Raw genomic sequence first — 16,113 nt, forward strand, 5'->3', positions numbered from 1 at the left:
AAAAAAACTATTCAAAAAATTCTCTTGCCTCGTTTAGCCAGTCATTTCGGTGCTTTGCGAGAGTTGAAAATCCAATATTCAGCCGATAATTTGTCCAATAATGGTTCCGAAAAGACGGCCTGGCAGCAAATTCGTTTAAAACTTCGGGATGAACTGATTTGCTTCTGGTTGATAAACTAATTTTTCCCGTGAACTCGTCAATATCGATGATCAAAGAAACAACTCGCTGGCCAACTTTAAACAGCTGATTAATATCTTTTACGTACCCGGAACGACATTCTGAAATATGAATCAAGCCTTGATTCTGATCACCCAAGTCAACAAAAACACCATATGGTTGAATCCCGGTGACAACTCCCTGAACTTTCATACCGACTTTTAATTTCATTGTTTTAAAACCTCCCGAGTAATAACTCCGTTAAAAATATATCGTACTTTAAAATAATGGTCAATTTTTGAATAATTTAAACTATACACCCATGACAAAGCCATACCTCAAAACTCGATTCCTTTGTTGAAACCGTGATTAGCTAGTATGTATCTTGCCAAAACCATTATTCGCGAAAAGTTGTTTTTTGTTTAAACTCCGCTCTTAATTATAAAAAGACAAATTAATTTGGTAAAATCAAATGTAAATCATTTACTGAAAGGAATGGTCTTGTGAGCACCCTAATCGATTTTATTCTCCACATCGATGATCATCTTGTTAATATCGTTAATACATTTGGTAATTCAACTTATCTAATTCTATTCGCAATCATCTTTATAGAAACAGGAATTGTTATTTTCCCATTTTTACCAGGAGATTCGCTTCTGTTTGCCGCCGCCGCATTGGCCGCAAATGCCACTTATGGTTTAAACATCAAATTATTTTTGCTCCTGTTTCTGGTCGCTTCTATTGCCGGCGATTCCTTAAACTTCTATTTGGGGCGAAAATTCGGTGAATTAATTCCCCGGCATAAAGTTCTTGGTAAATTTATTAAAGAAAAAGATTTAAACAAAGCCCGGGCATTTTTTAATAAATATGGTGCCATGGCTATCTTCCTTGGCAGATTTATGCCGATCATCAGAACACTAATCCCATTTGTTTCCGCAACCAGTGATTTCCCTTACCGCAAATTTATTAAATATAATGTTTCTGCCTGCATTACTTGGGTGGCCATCTGCTGCGGTGCTGGCTACTTCTTCGGTAATATTCCAATCGTAAAAGAAAACTTTTCAATGGTTATCATCGGCATCGTTGTCATCTCCCTAATTCCGGCTTTGATCGGGGTTGTAAAAGCAAAGATCACGCCAGAAAAATAGCCGTTTACAAATAAGTCGAACTATCTAAAAAGTCAGTATTAAAAAGTATTAAATTAAAACAGACCCCTGGCAGAAATTGATGAGTTTAATTGTCTTCTGCAGGGGTCCTTTCTGAAAAAAAGTGATCTTAACAAAATTAAAATCATTTCATTAACCTTACCAGCAAATACCTTTTAGGGATCCATATCCCCCAATCAATAAATGCTATCTCGATTATTAATTGGACAAACTAACTAATATACCCAAATTAACAATTTACATCCGACGTAACAATTGATATAATGTTATCTGTTGTGGAGAGTTGGCAGAGTGGTAATGCACCGGACTCGAAATCCGGCGAACCGGTTTTGCGCCGGCGCGCAGGTTCAAATCCTGTACTCTCCTTACCGTAGTAAACACTGCACCGCACAGTAAGCTAAACACTTGCTATGCGGTGCCTTTTTATTTCATTGGAGCGACACAAGATTCCATAGATAGGAATTTATCTAATGGTTTTTCTAATGGTTTTTTTCGCGTCTAATGGTCAAAATATCTTTAGTAATCAGAAAATTTTAAAACTCGTCAACAATCAATCGAAGTGGTTTATGATTTGGTACAGTTCCGGCTGGTAGCGTCTTCAAACTGCAAACCCTAAACGCCCCATCACGTTCTTTGATCTGATAGGCCAAAACTAAAAAACTGAAGATTATGGAAAAATACCGTTATCAATTGAGCGATGACCAATAGCGTCAAATTAAACCACTTCTTTAAAGTATCACATTGGCCGCCCAACCCGCCACGATAATCATACGATGTTCAATGCCTTATTATATATTGTCTGCAGTGGCTCGTCTTGACACGATCTACCCGATTATTATCCCCCCGTGGCAAAGTGTTTATACCAAATCTTTTCGTTGGCGTGACAGCAGTCTGTTAGAACAGGTTTTTCACACTATATAATGATGAATCCCGACTTAGAGAATTTAATGATTGATTCAACCATTGCCCCGGCTCACCAACACAATGTGGGGCGCTAAAAAAGAACCGATTCACAAATTGGGCACAACCGGGATATTAAAGCCATCAAAAGCCACACCTTAGTTGATACTTAGGCAATCTGGTTTATTTTATGTTAACCGATAGCTAACGTCATGGTGACCACCCGGCGCTTGAACGCTTAAAGATAGTGGATTTATAAGACGTGAATATCAGCGACGCCCGCGCTTATACTTCGTTTTAAAACGCGACATCATAATTAAAAAGCCGGATGATTGAATCAATCATTATAACGATCAATCCAATCATCCAGCCTTAAAAATTAATATTTAAGCAGCGTAAAGAAATCATAATCCTTGATTTTTTCACGCCCTTTAAGTTCTGTCAATTCAATTAGGAAAGCAGTTCCTACCACAATTCCGCCCAGTTTTTCAACCAGCCGAATAGTCGCGTCAATAGTGCCTCCTGTAGCGAGTAGGTCATCGGTAACCAAAACCCTTTGGCCGGGCTTAACAGCGTTTGTACGCAAATACAGCGACGATTTTCCGTACTCTAAGCCATAACTTTCTTCGATCGTTTCACCAGGAAGTTTGTTTTTCTTTCGGGCAGGTGAAAAACCCACACCTAATTTATAAGCGACCGGACAACCAACAATAAAGCCGCGGGCTTCCGGGCCGACAATCATTTCAACGTTTCTATCTTTGGCAAACTGAACAATTTGATCTGTAGCTGCCCGATAAACTTCACCATTTTCCAACATTGGCGAAATGTCTCGAAACAAGATACCTGGTTCGGGAAAGTCGGGATAGGATGCAATATACTTAGAAAAATCGATTGACATATTCTTTCTTCCTTTCGTCAGCTCTTTAAATAATCTTCAACAAAACTGACTAATTCTTTCGTACTAGAGACCAATAGTTTCTCCTCGGCCTTTAGTTGTTCTTGCCTCAAATGGTAACTGGGTGCCGATTTCAAATCTTTGGAAAGATAATGCGGATTTAAATTAATTATCTTATCGCGGATCGTTATAAAATCTAATTCCAAGAAAACTTGAATCATAAAGACAAGCATTCGAGGAGCCAGATTCAAATGCCTGGCCAGTTGCTGCAACTGAGTGCCAATATTTAAATTGGGATTGTTTTTAACGAACCTAAATAGTTTAGCATAAGAATTCCGATCTGGCATCCCCAATTTTGAGATCAACCGTTTTTTATAAAGATATAAAACGGTTATCTGCGGGTGACAATTATGCAAAACCGTCTCTAAGTCATCCACCACATCCGGACAGTCAACGATAAACAGCTTCCGGCCAGCCATTTTCTCCGGATCCAGATGATTATACATAAAGGCCGCTGAATCAGCATTAACGTATTTTTTTAACTGTGTATAAACATTCTCATGAAAAAAGACATAGGTTCCGGCTTGGTTAAACATTTGCTTGTGAAGCTGTTGGGTTCTTTCATCAACAATCGGCAATACTTTTTGTTTCATGTCAGAAACCATTAACTGAATCGTCGTTTGATGATGCCAAGTGTTCTCAGACAGTTCCCCAATAATCGCCAATTGAACTGACGGTTTGGTCAGCTGACCAGCAAGTTGTCCCTGACCAAAAGCAACAGCTGCTAGTTGGGTACCGTTTTTTTCCAAACCAAGCCGCAGGTGATCACCAGTCTTTCCCATTGTTTTGACGTTTACCAGCTGATCATAAGTAACTTCAAAAACCGGTTTGGGATTATCCTGTCCAAAAGGTGCGAGTACAGACAGCGTTTTTAAAAACTGATCATTAATTTTATCGGCGGAAATCTTAGCGGTCACTGCAAGGATTGGCTTTTGCTTCAGATCCAAATGCTGTTGATCGGCTGCCTGCTCCAGCTGCGTTTTCAAAACCGTTACTTTATCCTGTGTGATTGTTAAACCAACCGCCGAATGATGGCCACCAAAGCCAACGGTCTGATCACGAATTGGATCAATCGCAGCAAACAAGTCAAATGAATCGATGCTTCTACCAGATCCTTTTAACTCATCGGTCCCATCTTGGGAGGTCAATACAATCGTTGGCCGCCCATACTTTTCCACCAGCTTACTGGCAACAATTCCTAAAACACCCTGGTGCCACTTATCGCCGACGACAACCAGCGTTTTTTTGCCTGCTTCGTCGCCTGAAGCAGCCACCATTTCAACTGCCTGCTGATAAAATTGTGCAACCAGCGTTTTGCGAACCTCGTTTTGATGATCGGCAAACTTTGCCAATTCATCCGCCCGCTGATCATCAAAAGTCGACAACAGTTCGACACCAACCTTGGCATCATCAATGCGGCCAAGTGAATTGAGTCTGGGGGCAATTCCAAAGCCGATATCCTGTTCATCCAGCTTGGCCAAATCAATTTTAGCCGCTTGAATCAGCGACATCAAGCCCGGTCGTTGTGTATTTCGAATCGCGTTTAACCCAAACTTGACGATTGCCCGGTTCTCATCTCTAAGAGAAACGACATCCGCAACCGTTCCAATCGACGCGATATCAATCAGATCAATCGGCAAATCTTCCATTAGTGCCTGGGCAACCTTAAAAGCAACTCCGGCACCCGAAAGATCACCAAACGGATACGCGTTTCCCTGATCATCCTTAACCCGTGGATGAATGATACCAAATGCATTTGGCAGCGTATCGGGCAGGGAGTGATGATCTGTTACCAGAACATCGCAATGTAACGAATTAGCGGCATCAATAGCTTCGTTGCCGGCAACCCCGTTATCAACGGTAATGATTAGCGTAGTCCCTTTCTCAATAATCCGTTTAAATGCTGCGACATTAGGCCCATAACCATCCGTAAACCGGTTGGGAATGTAGTAGTCAACATTGGCCCCCAAATCATTAAGTACCTCATACATGATAGTCGTACTGGTAATACCATCGGCATCATAATCGCCATAGACCGTCACTTGTTCTCCGTTTTCAACGGCCTGTCGAATTCGCTTCACCCCTTTTTCCATATCGTGCATCAGATAGGGATTATGAAAATCCTTGGCAGAGGGGGTTAAAAATTTCTTGGCAGCTGCTGGTGTATCGATTCCTCTTTGAATTAAAATTGACGCGATCAACGGTTCAATCTGTAATGCGTCACTGAGTTCATCAACTTTTTGAGAGTCCGTATCCTGATGGATCTGCCATTTAAACTTTGATTCAATCATATAAAAACACGCTACCTTACTTTTGAGATGACAACTTCTGATTCAACTTTTCAATTTCCGACTTTAATTTGTCGATCTGTTGATCCTTGGCACCGATCTCCTGTTTGCCGGATGAATTTTTCAAGCGTGTATCAAGCGTCTTAAGACTTTCTTTTAGCTGGTCAATCTCAGCAGTCAACGCCTGCTGACGCTCATCGCTTTCACGTTGCAGGTCACGGTACTCCCGGTTTTTTCGAATATTTTGCGTCGATGAAAATAGAAAAATAATTAATGCACCGATTAATAAACAAAAAAGGATCAACAGGATCAATGGCATTTCAACAGATGTAAAACCAAAACTAACATTTACTTTTTCAAGATTCAGCATTGCAAAAATCGCAATTAAGATAATTAAAACAATGCTGATAATTGTCGTAACTTGCTTTTTCAAATGACTCCCCCCAATTTGTAACTTTATGTGTTAAGTACCGCAAGTTCCCCAAATCAATCCGCTCACAGCACCTTAACTGTTAAACTATCGACAATTGCCGAACCCGTTAAGCTTTCTTAAACGGAATATCAACAATATCAAAATCCTTAACGACTTTTGTATTCGGAAAAACCGCTTTGGCCTGTTTTTCCAGTTCATAAGCAGATTTACCGGTATATCTGGCCGAAATGTGGTTTAGCAGAAGCTTTTTGGCATGGGCCTTTTTGGCAACCTGTGCGGCCTGAATGTTTGTCGAATGGTAATGGCTGCGGGCAAGCTTGCCTTCGCCCTTCCCCAAAGTGCTTTCATGTACCAATACGTCCGCGTTTTGCGCCAGCTTAACAGCGTTCTCCGTTTTCCTGGTATCACCAATGATTGTGACAACTCTTCCCGGCTGAGCTGGGCCAATCATTTGTTTACCATCAATAACGCGACCGTCATCCAGTGTCACCACTTCGCCTTTTTTAAGTCGGCCATAAACTGGTCCGGATGGGATATGAAGTTCAGTTAACTTATCAACCATTAATTCTCCCGGATGATCATGTTCAACAACGCGATAACCCATACTTAAAATGCCATGGTCCAGTGGTGCCGTATAAACCGAAAACTTTTTGTCTTCAAAGATGAGGCCATTATTTTGACTGGTCAACTCATGAAAGCGAAGTTTATAGGTTAGGTGACTCGAAGAAACCTTCAAACTAACCTCAACATATTCCTTAATTCCTTTTGGGCCGTATATATCAAGCGGTTCATCCCCGCCTTGAAATGACCGGCTGCTTAACAGTCCTGGTAACCCAAAAATATGATCGCCATGTAAATGACTAATAAAAATCTTATCAATTTTTCTGGGACGAATCGTCGACCGCAGAATTTGGTGTTGCGTTCCTTCGCCAACATCAAACAGCCAAACCGAGTTGATTTCATCCAGCAGCCTAAGCGCCAGACTTGAAACATTTCGAAACTTTCCGGGAGATCCAGCCCCGGTTCCTAAAAATTCAATTTGCATCATTTATCGTTTCCTTAACTCTTATAATCGATCAGTGGATTCGTACATGCCACTGAAAAGCAATTTCAATTGTATCATAATTTAGGTAAAATAATCATTAGTAAGGAGATGGTCAATCATGAATCTCGATGAGTTTTATAGAGCCAGTGCAACGCTGAGCCCCCGCTTGACTCTTCTGATCTCAAAAGACGGTCATTTTGTTCCAATTAACCAACTCACAAAAGATGATGCTAATTTATTTTTGAAATCAACGGCTAAGTCCAAAAGTGGCCGAGCTACGATTACGCTGGATCAATTTCTAACACGAACCCGGATACTGTCACCAAACTTAAATTTAAGAACGTCAACCAACCACCAGTTGTTATTTGGGTTTAGAATTGTTAATAAATCAATCGTTTTTTACTAGGGGTCGAATAAAATGAAAAAATCACAGGTAATCTTAGTACTAGGCATCACCTTAGCATTGGGCTGACGGGCTGCGGCAGTAATAAGGCCAATCATCAATCAAAAGATAAGGCCGCCCTCAATGCCAAAATGGCCAACGACCAATCTGCAAATACCGATTCAAGCAGTGCCAGTAGTGACTTAAACCGTTATAACTATCATGTACCAAAAAAAGAAACGCAAAGTAAAAATTACGTTAAAAATGGCAAACTAACCAAGCCACACCAATTCAGCTATGATCGTTTTGGCACTAAGCAACAGTTGGCTCAGCCAAGCATTTCCCACGTTTCTGCAGTAGTAGGACAACATAACATTACTTATCAGATTCTAAACGTCAAAGTGCTTAAGAACTCGGCTAAAACCGCTGCCGCCAAACAGGCCGTCGCACAGGTTTTAAATTTACCCAACGTTCCGGATACCTACTATACATTTGTCATCAATTATAAAGTAACCAACGAAAGGCCGGTAAAAATTGCCTTAAATGGCGTAACAAGCGTTAAAACCAACCAGGGGCAGACACTTCAAACTTCAAATCAGTTAACGGATTCTGCCGCTGGGCAACAAATCGCCGCTGGCCAATCCCGGAAATTCGTAATGAACGGATATCTGTATCATTATGCCAATAATCCGACCACTGAACTGTCAATTGCGTTCGGCCCTGCGTTTAATACCAAAGGAAAGCAGATTGCTAACGCACCGGACCAGCTCCTGCACGTTAAACTATCTTAACGTTAGAACAGCGTTTTAAACAGTTTTCAAGCGACTGAACTTACTTTAAAATCAAAACAGGAAACCGATACCGTATTGGCAACCGCCAATGCAGTGCAGGTTTCCTGTTTTAATTAGCCGGCTAATGGGACAACCGCTAATAATGATTATTAATGAATCTCAATTTGAGCTAATTTTTGAGCAATTGTTTTGGCAACCAGGTGCGTATAACGAACATTCCCCTGCGGATTTGGATGGACATTATCCTGCCAGAACCAATCCTGTTGGCCCACACTATAGCCATGCCAATCAATTACGTAGAAATTTTTATATTTTCGGGAAGCTTTCCTAATAGTAGCATTAACTTCGGTTTCCCAATTCCGGTTGGTACATGCGTATTTACCCAGAAAATGCGATGGCCCCTGCCAATCGTTTTAACAACTTTGTCAATTTGAGCAGATGTCATTGGCGAATTGGTTCCCAAATTGATCAAAACATTTGGCGCCAATTCGCCCTGTTTTTTAAGGGCCGTCAAAACGTCGCCAGCCTGCCAAATCTGCCGGCCAACCTTCGCCGAAACGTAAGCTTGTTTAAACACCGTCTGCAGATCATGACTGTTATCAGCCATAATTGAATCTCCGACAGCTGTAATCGGCTGATGAGCGGCAATCAGATACTGTTTCTTAGTAAGATGATATTTTTTAGCAATTAAATATTGCTGTCGCGTCAGCTTTTTGTTCAATAATGCCCGCATTTTCCGTTTATTGGCAGCCAGCCGCTTCGCTTTTTTCTGCTTGGCAAGCGCAACTTTATTATGGGCATTGGCCCGACTCTGGTTTTTAACGATATTTTCCTGAAGGACGTTTTTGGGCGCCTTGGTCGGTGCAACCGCACTTCCATAAAGACAAATACCAACTAATGCCAATGCCGGTACCAGCCATAAACGTTTAATCCCATATGATGAATTGGGTTTCACAAATTCGGCAATCGACGTTCCCAATCGCTTATAATGATAATGACGAAGCGGCCGTTCAATATACCGATACGACAACTCGCTGATAATCATAATTAAAACAACTTCGATTAATGCGTTTAAAACCGGATGAGCCGCAATGTCGGAAATCCGCATTTCATAAAAGATCATGACTGGAAACTGATATAAATAAATCCCGTAACTTCGAGTACCAACCCATGCAAATACAGGATTAGTCAGCCAACGGTTAATGTCCGCGCCGGGATGGGCACACGTTGCAACCAACGTCGTTGAAACGATTGCCATAATAAACATACCACCCCGGTAAGTGAAAGTATTTTGACCAGCCAGCTCAAAGAACATAACCGTCATGACGGCAATTGATAACAGCCCAATAATATTAAGTGTCCACCGAGATCCTTGCGAAATATTCTTTCTTAAGTGGGTAGATGGCCAGATAACGGCTAACAGAGCCCCAAAAACAATTGAAAACATTCGCGTGTCGGTTCCGTAATAAACCCGGTTCAACGCATGCGGACCAGTATACAGGATTCCCATTAAAAGGCCTGAAAAAGCTGCTAATGCCAATAAAATATAAGCAATTGTTTTTTTCTTTCTGATAATTAAAATCATTGCCGTTAAAATCAACGGCCAAATTAAATAATACTGGCCTTCAATTGACAACGACCATAAATGGGTAAACGGTGACTCACCATTGAATCTGTCAAAATAACTTTGACCATGGCCAACTTCCCACCAGTTGTATAAGTACAGCATGTTGGTTGTAATAATCGACCGGAGATTCGTTAAAAGTGACCGTTCAAATAGGGTTATGTACGTGCCGGTCCCAACCAGCATAAATACAAGCGCAGGATACAGCCGTTTCAACCTCCGGGCATAGAACCCCCAAAAATCAATTTTGCCGTTTTGTTCCCACTCCTGTAACAATAAATCCGTAATTAAATAACCCGATACAACGAAAAACGTTGGCACTCCAAGGTATCCACCTTGTAAATTATAAGGCAATAGGTGATAAACAATAACCCCAACTACAGCGAGTGCCCGAATGCCATCAAAACCTGTTATATATCGACTTTTTTTCAGTCTTTTTCCAGTTTGTTGTGAGCGAACTTGTTGCATTAAAATCTTCCCTGTCTTAATAAAATTACTTTTACGCTACATACGTGAACGAAAAGTCCAGAATTGTGACGGTATCACCATCTTTTGCTCCAGCCTTTTTCAATGCCTCATCAATTCCCATACCCCTCATTTGGCGTGCGAATCTCAACATACTTTGATCATGTTCAGTATTTGTCATTTTAAATAGTTTTTCAATCTTATCCCCGGAAATAACCCAGGAATCCATTTCTTTATTAAACGAAATCTTAAATGCCGGTGATGCTTTTTCCTTAAAATCATACGCTTTGGCCTGTTGATCGGCTTCAGCAGGGTGGGCCTCAGCCGCATTTAACCGAGTTTGTTCCAACAGATCCGCTGTTGCGTTAACCAGTTCGGATAAGCCGGCATGCGTAACGGCAGAAATCGCCATTACTTTTACAGCCGGGGTGTCAGCGTGTTCTCGTTTATCAGCCGCCAAGCGCTCTTTGAATTCAGCCAGATTTTTTTGGGCATCGGGTAAATCCATTTTGGTAGCCACAACAATCTGCGGCCGTTTTAAAATATCAGGATCATATTCAACCAACTCTTTATTAATCGCCAGATAATCATCAAATGGGTCTCGGCCTTCGATGCCGGACATATCGACCAGGTGAAGAATTACCCGGGTCCGTTCAACGTGCCGTAAAAACTGAAAGCCCAGTCCAACCCCTTTTGAAGCACCTTCAACCAGACCAGGCAGATCGGCTACGGCAAAATCCCGGCCATCATCCAATCGGACCATTCCCAGATTTGGCACCAGGGTTGTAAAATGGTAACCGGCAATTTTAGGCTTGGCACTGGTTATAACGGAGAGTAACGTTGACTTGCCGGCGGAAGGAAAACCGACCAGGCCGACATCGGCCAATACCCGCAGCTCCAAGCTCAGCGAAATTGCTTCACCCGGTTCACCATTTTCTGCTATTTCCGGCGCCGGATTGGTCGCACTGGCAAAATGAATATTGCCACGGCCACCACGACCGCCCCTGGCAACCACCAGCTCCTGATTGGGCCTTAACAAATCACCGATAACCTCACCGGTGTCGGTATTCGTGACGGTCGTTCCCTCGGGTACCGGGACAACCAAATCATCGGCACTTTTACCGGTCATTGATTTGTTGGCACCATCGCTGCCGTTTTTGGCTTTAAACTTTCGATGATAACGGAAGTCCATTAAAGTATTCATACCGGAATCCACTTTAAAAATAACACTACCGCCACGACCGCCATCACCGCCCGCGGGTCCGCCGTTAGGAACAAATTTTTCACGCCGGAAAGCAACGATTCCGTTACCGCCCTTACCGGCCTGTACATCAATTTTTACTTGATCAACAAACATCTTATCACCATTTCAAATTAATTCTTAACTTCAAACCCAACTACTTGATACCTTTTGAAGTATACCGAGTTTGTATCGGAAGGTCAAAGGAATCAGAAAAAAAGATTAAAAGATTAAGAAATCCATCGCTTAATTAATGAGTTTCTTATCCTGATAATTAACAACTTTTCTTTCTTCGTCGATTTTACGCAACGAAAACTTGATCGTCTGGGCAACCGTTTCGGATATGCCCAACGTTTGTAACTCATCAACCGACGCTTCGGAAATTTTCTTCAATGAACCGAACTTTCGCAACAACTTATTTCTGGTTTTCGGACCAACACCGGCGATTGAATCCAGCCGAGAGCCAAGGGAATTTTTAGTGTGAACTTTTCGGTGGTAGGTAATGGCAAACCGGTGAACCTCATCTTGAATCCGCTGAAGCAGATAGAATCCCTGGCTTTTAGGATCCAAGTGAAGTGGTGTGTCACTATCACCAAACAGTAAATCAGCAGTTTGGTGATGTTCATTTTTAACCATCCCGCCAACCGGAATATTTAATCCCAGCTCATTAACCAAAACATCTTTAACCGCGTTCATCTGAATTGTCCCGCCATCCATTAAGATTAGATCCGGCAATTCGGCATGCTCCTTGAGTAAACGCGTGTAGCGGCGGCGGATTACCTCTCTGGTACTGGCAGCTTCATCAGCGTGATCAACTGTTTTTAGTTTGTACTTTCGATACAAATTTTTATTTGGCTGACCGTCCACAAAGACCACCATTGCCGAAACCAGATCAGCTCCCTGAATATGTGAATGATCAAATGCTTCGACCTTGTGGCCTGCGGGAATCCCCATTGCATCGGTTAATTCCTTCATGGCACCGGTTGTTTTACTTTCATCCAATTCCAACAAACGAAATTTTTCTTCCAATACCAATTGCGCATTTTTCCCGGCCATTTCCAATAAATCGCGTTTTTGGCCCCGTTTCGGTGTGCGCACCGGGACACCATCAACAACGGAACTGACCACGTCCGCTGGTAAACTTGCGGGCACCAGGATTTCCTTGGGCAACAGCTGATTTTTTTGCTTATAAAATTGGGAAATGAAGCTGACCATTTCTTCTTCCGGATCCGTAATAATCGGAAAGAGCCGTTTCTCTCGTTTCATTAAGCGGGATTGTCGAATAAAGAAAACTTGAATTGACAGCCAGCCCTTATCCATATAATAGTTAAAGATATCTCTTGGTGTATTATCATGAGAAATAATTTTCTGCTTTTCAACCGTAATCTCAATATACTTAATTAAGTCACGGATCTCGGCGGCCCGTTCATATTCCATCTTGGCAGACGCGTCTTCCATCCGCTTGGTCAACATTTGTTTGGCATGCCCGACATTGCCATTTAAGAAGGACTTAATCCGCTTAATCTGCCGATCATAAACTTCTTTGGGGACCACCTTAAAGCAGGCTCCCAGGCATTGACCCATATGATAATAGAGGCATGGCCGATTCTGAAACCCATTACAGCGCCGCAACGGGTAAACTTTTTGAAGAAAGTTTACTGTCTCTTCAGCCGCATAAACATTTGGATATGGCCCAAAGTAATAAGCTCCGTCCTTTAACAATGTATTCACAATTTTTATCTGGGGATCCCGTTCGTTTGTAATTTTAATGTATGGATAACCACTATGTCCCTGCTTTAACTTAATATTGAAGTAAGGCCGGTGTTTCTGGATTAACGTGATTTCCAGTAAAAAAGCTTCTTTATCGGTTGACGTAATAATTGTCTCAAAATCGGCAATTTCAGAAACCAGTCTGGCTGTTTTTCCTTCATGACTGCTCTTAAAATATGAGCGAACCCGATTCTTTAAATTTTTAGCTTTTCCAACATAAATAATCTTGCCATTAATGTCTTTCATTAAATAACATCCCGGCAGACCGGGCAACAGCGATAATTTATGTTCCAAATACTCACTTGCCAAAAATGTTCACTCCTTTACCTGATCATCATGTTAAAAGTATAACTCGAATATACGTTTGCTTCAATCGTTCAGTCTTAAATTCTCTACCAGCTGGCATTTTATCACACCCTTATTGTTTGAAAAAGTCACACCACTCTGACGTGATGTGACTTTTAATAATTAACCGGCTATTTCAAATAGACCATTCGAGTTGGTCTCAATTACTCAAATTTTGGCCGTCCTTTTTACTTAGCCTCAATAATTTTTCCGATAAAATCTTTAGCCCGATCATTCTGTGGGTTTTCAAACATTTCATCTGGGGTACTCTTTTCAAGAATATAGCCGTCAGCCATAAACCAGACCTGGTTGGCAACTGATTTGGCAAACCCCATTTCATGGGTAACCACCACCATTGTCATTCCTTCTTTGGCCAATTCTTTCATAACCTCAAGGACTTCCCCAACCATTTCCGGGTCAAGGGCACTGGTTGGTTCATCAAACAGCATCACTTCCGGATTCATCGCGAGCGCCCGGGCAATCGCCACCCGCTGTTGCTGACCACCGGATAAACTGCTTGGATAAGCATCGGCTTTGTCCTGCAAACCGACTCTGGCCAATAAATGTATCGCTGTCTTTTTGGCTTCCGCCTCACTCATTTGCTTCACCCGAATCGGGGCCAACATCAAATTTCGGAGGACGGTCATGTTTGGAAACAGATTGAAACTTTGAAAAACCATCCCCATACGTTCCCGCAAGTCCAACAGTTGTTTACCATCTACGTGTGTCAAGTCCGTTCCGTCAAACTTAACTTCGCCGGAAGTCGGCTTTTCCAATAGGTTCAGGCATCGTAAAAAGGTACTTTTTCCAGCACCCGAAGGTCCGATAACGCAGATAACCTGTCCTGATTTAACAGTACCGTTAATATCTTTTAAAATTGTATTCTCGCCAAATTTTTTGCTTAAATGGTTCACCTCAATGACATTATCCTGCATGTTTCATCTTCCCTTCGTAATAGTTCAATAATCTGGTTAACAGGAACGTCATCAGGAAGTAGAGTACCATTGCAACGAAGATTGGCATAACTCCCCGATAAGTATCGGCCCGGACAATGTTTAATTGATAAATCAAATCGGTAACCCCGATGATCGAAACAATTGAACTTTCCTTGATTAATGAAATAAACTCATTCCCCAAAGCCGGCCAGATATTTTTGAAGGCCTGCGGTAAAATAACGTAACGCATCATATCGCCTTTCGTTAAGCCAAGGCTTTCTGCGGCTTCGGTTTGACCTTTTTCAACTGAATTGATCCCGCCTCGAATAATTTCGGCAACGTAGGCCCCACTATTCAGTGAAACGGCAATCATCCCTGAAATCAACGCGGGAATATTAATCACCACGCCAATCCCAAAGTAAACAAACATTACCTGAACCATCAGCGGCGTTCCCCGAATAAATTCAGTATAGCTGATTGCCAAACCGCGGAACAATTTTTGCTTACTGAACCGCATCAATGCCAGGATGACACCGATCAAAACTCCAAAGAAGGTCGCAACCAGTGAAATTAGGATTGTATATTCAACCCCCTTGGCAAAGTAGGTCCAATAATGAAACATGGACGTATTAACCGTGTTAACCTTCATGTATTTGCCGGCAGATGCCAGATACTTATCGGTAAGGTGCTGCTTTTTAATCTGCACGATGCTCTTATTAACCGCATTAACCAAGCTGTTGGAACCTTTCTTAAACGCAATGGCGGCACCAACATCGTTTTTGTTGAGATGATAGCCGGAAGGAATCATCTTTAACGTTGGATCATTTTTGACATAGGCCTCTGCACTTGGCTTTTCAATACCCAACGCGTCAATTTTGTTCGTTTTAAGTGCTAAAACCAAATCGGTAGATTTATCCATTCCCTTAACCGTCGCGCCGGGAATTCGCTTCTTAGCCAATCCGTACTGCAGCGTTCCTGTTTGGGCACCGATCTTAGCGCCCCGCAGATTTTTAACACTCTTAAATTTATTAACGTCTTTGGCATTAATTAGGAAACTTTGACCACCAGAATAATAAATATCTGAAAAATCAACACTTTGACGACGCTCGTTGGTTGGATTAATCCCACCAATTGCCATATCAGCTTTTCCGGTTTGAATTGCGACCAATAACGAATCGAAATTCATACTCTTGATAACCAACTTGACGCCTAAATCCTTGGCGACCTTCTTGGCAACGTCAATATCCATTCCAACGATCCGGCTTTTGCCGCCCTTATTGACTTGAAATTCATAAGGGGGATAATCCGGACTGGTAACCATAATCAATTCACCCCGCTGCTTTACTTTTTGAAGTGAATTATCCGCCGCTGATGCTTGACTTGCGATCGCGCCAACCGTCAACAGGGTCACAAACATGATGATGACTTGAATAATTGCTTTAACTTTCTTTTCCATCAACTTTTCCTCTCTTAAACTGATAATACAGAATATACTACCTCATTCTTTTTGTTTATGCAATAAAATTCTAAAATTAGTTGTTTTTATTCAAATAAAATCAATTTCGGTGTATATATACATCACCAACCAATGAAAGTGACTTTTAATGATAATTTTGA

12 protein-coding genes, 1 tRNA gene and 1 pseudogene are annotated in these 16,113 nt (G+C 41.8%); 4 read left to right on the forward strand and 10 right to left on the reverse strand.

The window, feature by feature from the left end:
* Window positions 1–7: 7 nt before the first annotated feature.
* Window positions 8–388, reverse strand: coding sequence for a CvfD/Ygs/GSP13 family RNA-binding post-transcriptional regulator (locus JCM14108_RS02435; RefSeq protein ID WP_035178172.1), 381 nt, complete (start codon window positions 386–388; stop codon window positions 8–10).
* Window positions 389–660: 272 nt separating this feature from the next.
* Here JCM14108_RS02435 and JCM14108_RS02440 point away from each other — a divergent pair, with 272 nt between their 5' ends.
* Both JCM14108_RS02440 and JCM14108_RS02445 read left to right on the forward strand, forming a co-directional pair.
* On the forward strand, window positions 661–1,305 hold the full coding sequence (locus JCM14108_RS02440) for a VTT domain-containing protein (protein WP_035178174.1): 645 nt from the start codon (window positions 661–663) through the stop codon (window positions 1,303–1,305).
* 295 nt (window positions 1,306–1,600) lie between these two features.
* Window positions 1,601–1,689, forward strand: a tRNA-Ser gene (locus JCM14108_RS02445).
* A gap of 913 nt (window positions 1,690–2,602) precedes the next feature.
* On the opposite strand, the gene JCM14108_RS02450 is transcribed toward JCM14108_RS02445, so the two are convergent.
* The 4 genes from JCM14108_RS02450 to rnz all read right to left on the reverse strand — a co-directional run bounded on the left by JCM14108_RS02450 (window position 2,603) and on the right by rnz (window position 6,944).
* A complete protein-coding gene (locus JCM14108_RS02450) occupies window positions 2,603–3,121 on the reverse strand; it encodes an adenine phosphoribosyltransferase (RefSeq protein WP_035178176.1) in 519 nt (172 codons plus the stop codon).
* Between the two features lie 17 nt (window positions 3,122–3,138).
* Window positions 3,139–5,469: a single-stranded-DNA-specific exonuclease RecJ gene (gene recJ / locus JCM14108_RS02455; protein ID WP_035178177.1), complete on the reverse strand. Its 2,331-nt coding sequence runs from the start codon at window positions 5,467–5,469 to the stop codon at window positions 3,139–3,141.
* Between the two features lie 16 nt (window positions 5,470–5,485).
* Window positions 5,486–5,926, reverse strand: a complete 441-nt coding sequence (locus JCM14108_RS02460; RefSeq protein WP_369385520.1) for a lipopolysaccharide assembly protein LapA domain-containing protein — start codon at window positions 5,924–5,926, stop codon at window positions 5,486–5,488.
* Window positions 5,927–6,005: 79 nt separating this feature from the next.
* Window positions 6,006–6,944, reverse strand: a complete 939-nt coding sequence (gene rnz, locus JCM14108_RS02465; protein ID WP_191978526.1) for a ribonuclease Z — start codon at window positions 6,942–6,944, stop codon at window positions 6,006–6,008.
* A gap of 118 nt (window positions 6,945–7,062) precedes the next feature.
* Between rnz and JCM14108_RS02470 the strand changes: the two genes are divergently transcribed.
* The gene (locus JCM14108_RS02470; protein ID WP_035178182.1) at window positions 7,063–7,350 is read left to right on the forward strand and encodes a hypothetical protein; all 288 of its coding nucleotides are present in this window, start codon (window positions 7,063–7,065) and stop codon (window positions 7,348–7,350) included.
* 128 nt (window positions 7,351–7,478) lie between these two features.
* A complete protein-coding gene (locus JCM14108_RS02475) occupies window positions 7,479–8,117 on the forward strand; it encodes a hypothetical protein (RefSeq protein ID WP_237745691.1) in 639 nt (212 codons plus the stop codon).
* Between the two features lie 149 nt (window positions 8,118–8,266).
* On the opposite strand, the pseudogene JCM14108_RS02480 reads toward JCM14108_RS02475, so the two are convergent.
* The 5 genes and pseudogenes from JCM14108_RS02480 to JCM14108_RS02500 all read right to left on the reverse strand — a co-directional run bounded on the left by JCM14108_RS02480 (window position 8,267) and on the right by JCM14108_RS02500 (window position 15,952).
* A pseudogene (locus JCM14108_RS02480) lies at window positions 8,267–10,209 on the reverse strand (acyltransferase family protein).
* A gap of 31 nt (window positions 10,210–10,240) precedes the next feature.
* On the reverse strand, window positions 10,241–11,563 hold the full coding sequence (gene obgE, locus JCM14108_RS02485; protein WP_035178185.1) for a GTPase ObgE: 1,323 nt from the start codon (window positions 11,561–11,563) through the stop codon (window positions 10,241–10,243).
* A gap of 129 nt (window positions 11,564–11,692) precedes the next feature.
* Window positions 11,693–13,525, reverse strand: a complete 1,833-nt coding sequence (gene uvrC, locus JCM14108_RS02490; protein ID WP_035178187.1) for an excinuclease ABC subunit UvrC — start codon at window positions 13,523–13,525, stop codon at window positions 11,693–11,695.
* Between the two features lie 224 nt (window positions 13,526–13,749).
* Window positions 13,750–14,496, reverse strand: a complete 747-nt coding sequence (locus JCM14108_RS02495) for an amino acid ABC transporter ATP-binding protein (RefSeq protein ID WP_035178188.1) — start codon at window positions 14,494–14,496, stop codon at window positions 13,750–13,752.
* Complete coding sequence (locus JCM14108_RS02500; protein ID WP_035178190.1) at window positions 14,486–15,952, reverse strand: ABC transporter substrate-binding protein/permease; 1,467 nt, start codon at window positions 15,950–15,952, stop codon at window positions 14,486–14,488. Before JCM14108_RS02500 ends, JCM14108_RS02495 begins: the two co-directional genes overlap by 11 nt.
* Window positions 15,953–16,113: the final 161 nt, after the last annotated feature.

Source organism: Lentilactobacillus farraginis DSM 18382 = JCM 14108, assembly GCF_000583655.1.
In the GTDB taxonomy this organism is placed as follows: domain Bacteria; phylum Bacillota; class Bacilli; order Lactobacillales; family Lactobacillaceae; genus Lentilactobacillus; species Lentilactobacillus farraginis.

Coding starts and splice junctions, on each gene's coding strand:
- JCM14108_RS02435 (WP_035178172.1), bottom strand. CDS start 388: ATGAAATTAAAAGTCGGTATGAAAGTTCAGGGAGTTGTCACCGGGATT.
- JCM14108_RS02450 (WP_035178176.1), bottom strand. CDS start 3,121: ATGTCAATCGATTTTTCTAAGTATATTGCATCCTATCCCGACTTTCCC.
- recJ (WP_035178177.1), bottom strand. CDS start 5,469: ATGATTGAATCAAAGTTTAAATGGCAGATCCATCAGGATACGGACTCT.
- rnz (WP_191978526.1), bottom strand. CDS start 6,944: ATGCAAATTGAATTTTTAGGAACCGGGGCTGGATCTCCCGGAAAGTTT.
- JCM14108_RS02470 (WP_035178182.1), top strand. CDS start 7,063: ATGAATCTCGATGAGTTTTATAGAGCCAGTGCAACGCTGAGCCCCCGC.
- JCM14108_RS02475 (WP_237745691.1), top strand. CDS start 7,479: ATGGCCAACGACCAATCTGCAAATACCGATTCAAGCAGTGCCAGTAGT.
- obgE (WP_035178185.1), bottom strand. CDS start 11,563: ATGTTTGTTGATCAAGTAAAAATTGATGTACAGGCCGGTAAGGGCGGT.
- JCM14108_RS02495 (WP_035178188.1), bottom strand. CDS start 14,496: ATGCAGGATAATGTCATTGAGGTGAACCATTTAAGCAAAAAATTTGGC.
- JCM14108_RS02500 (WP_035178190.1), bottom strand. CDS start 15,952: ATGGAAAAGAAAGTTAAAGCAATTATTCAAGTCATCATCATGTTTGTG.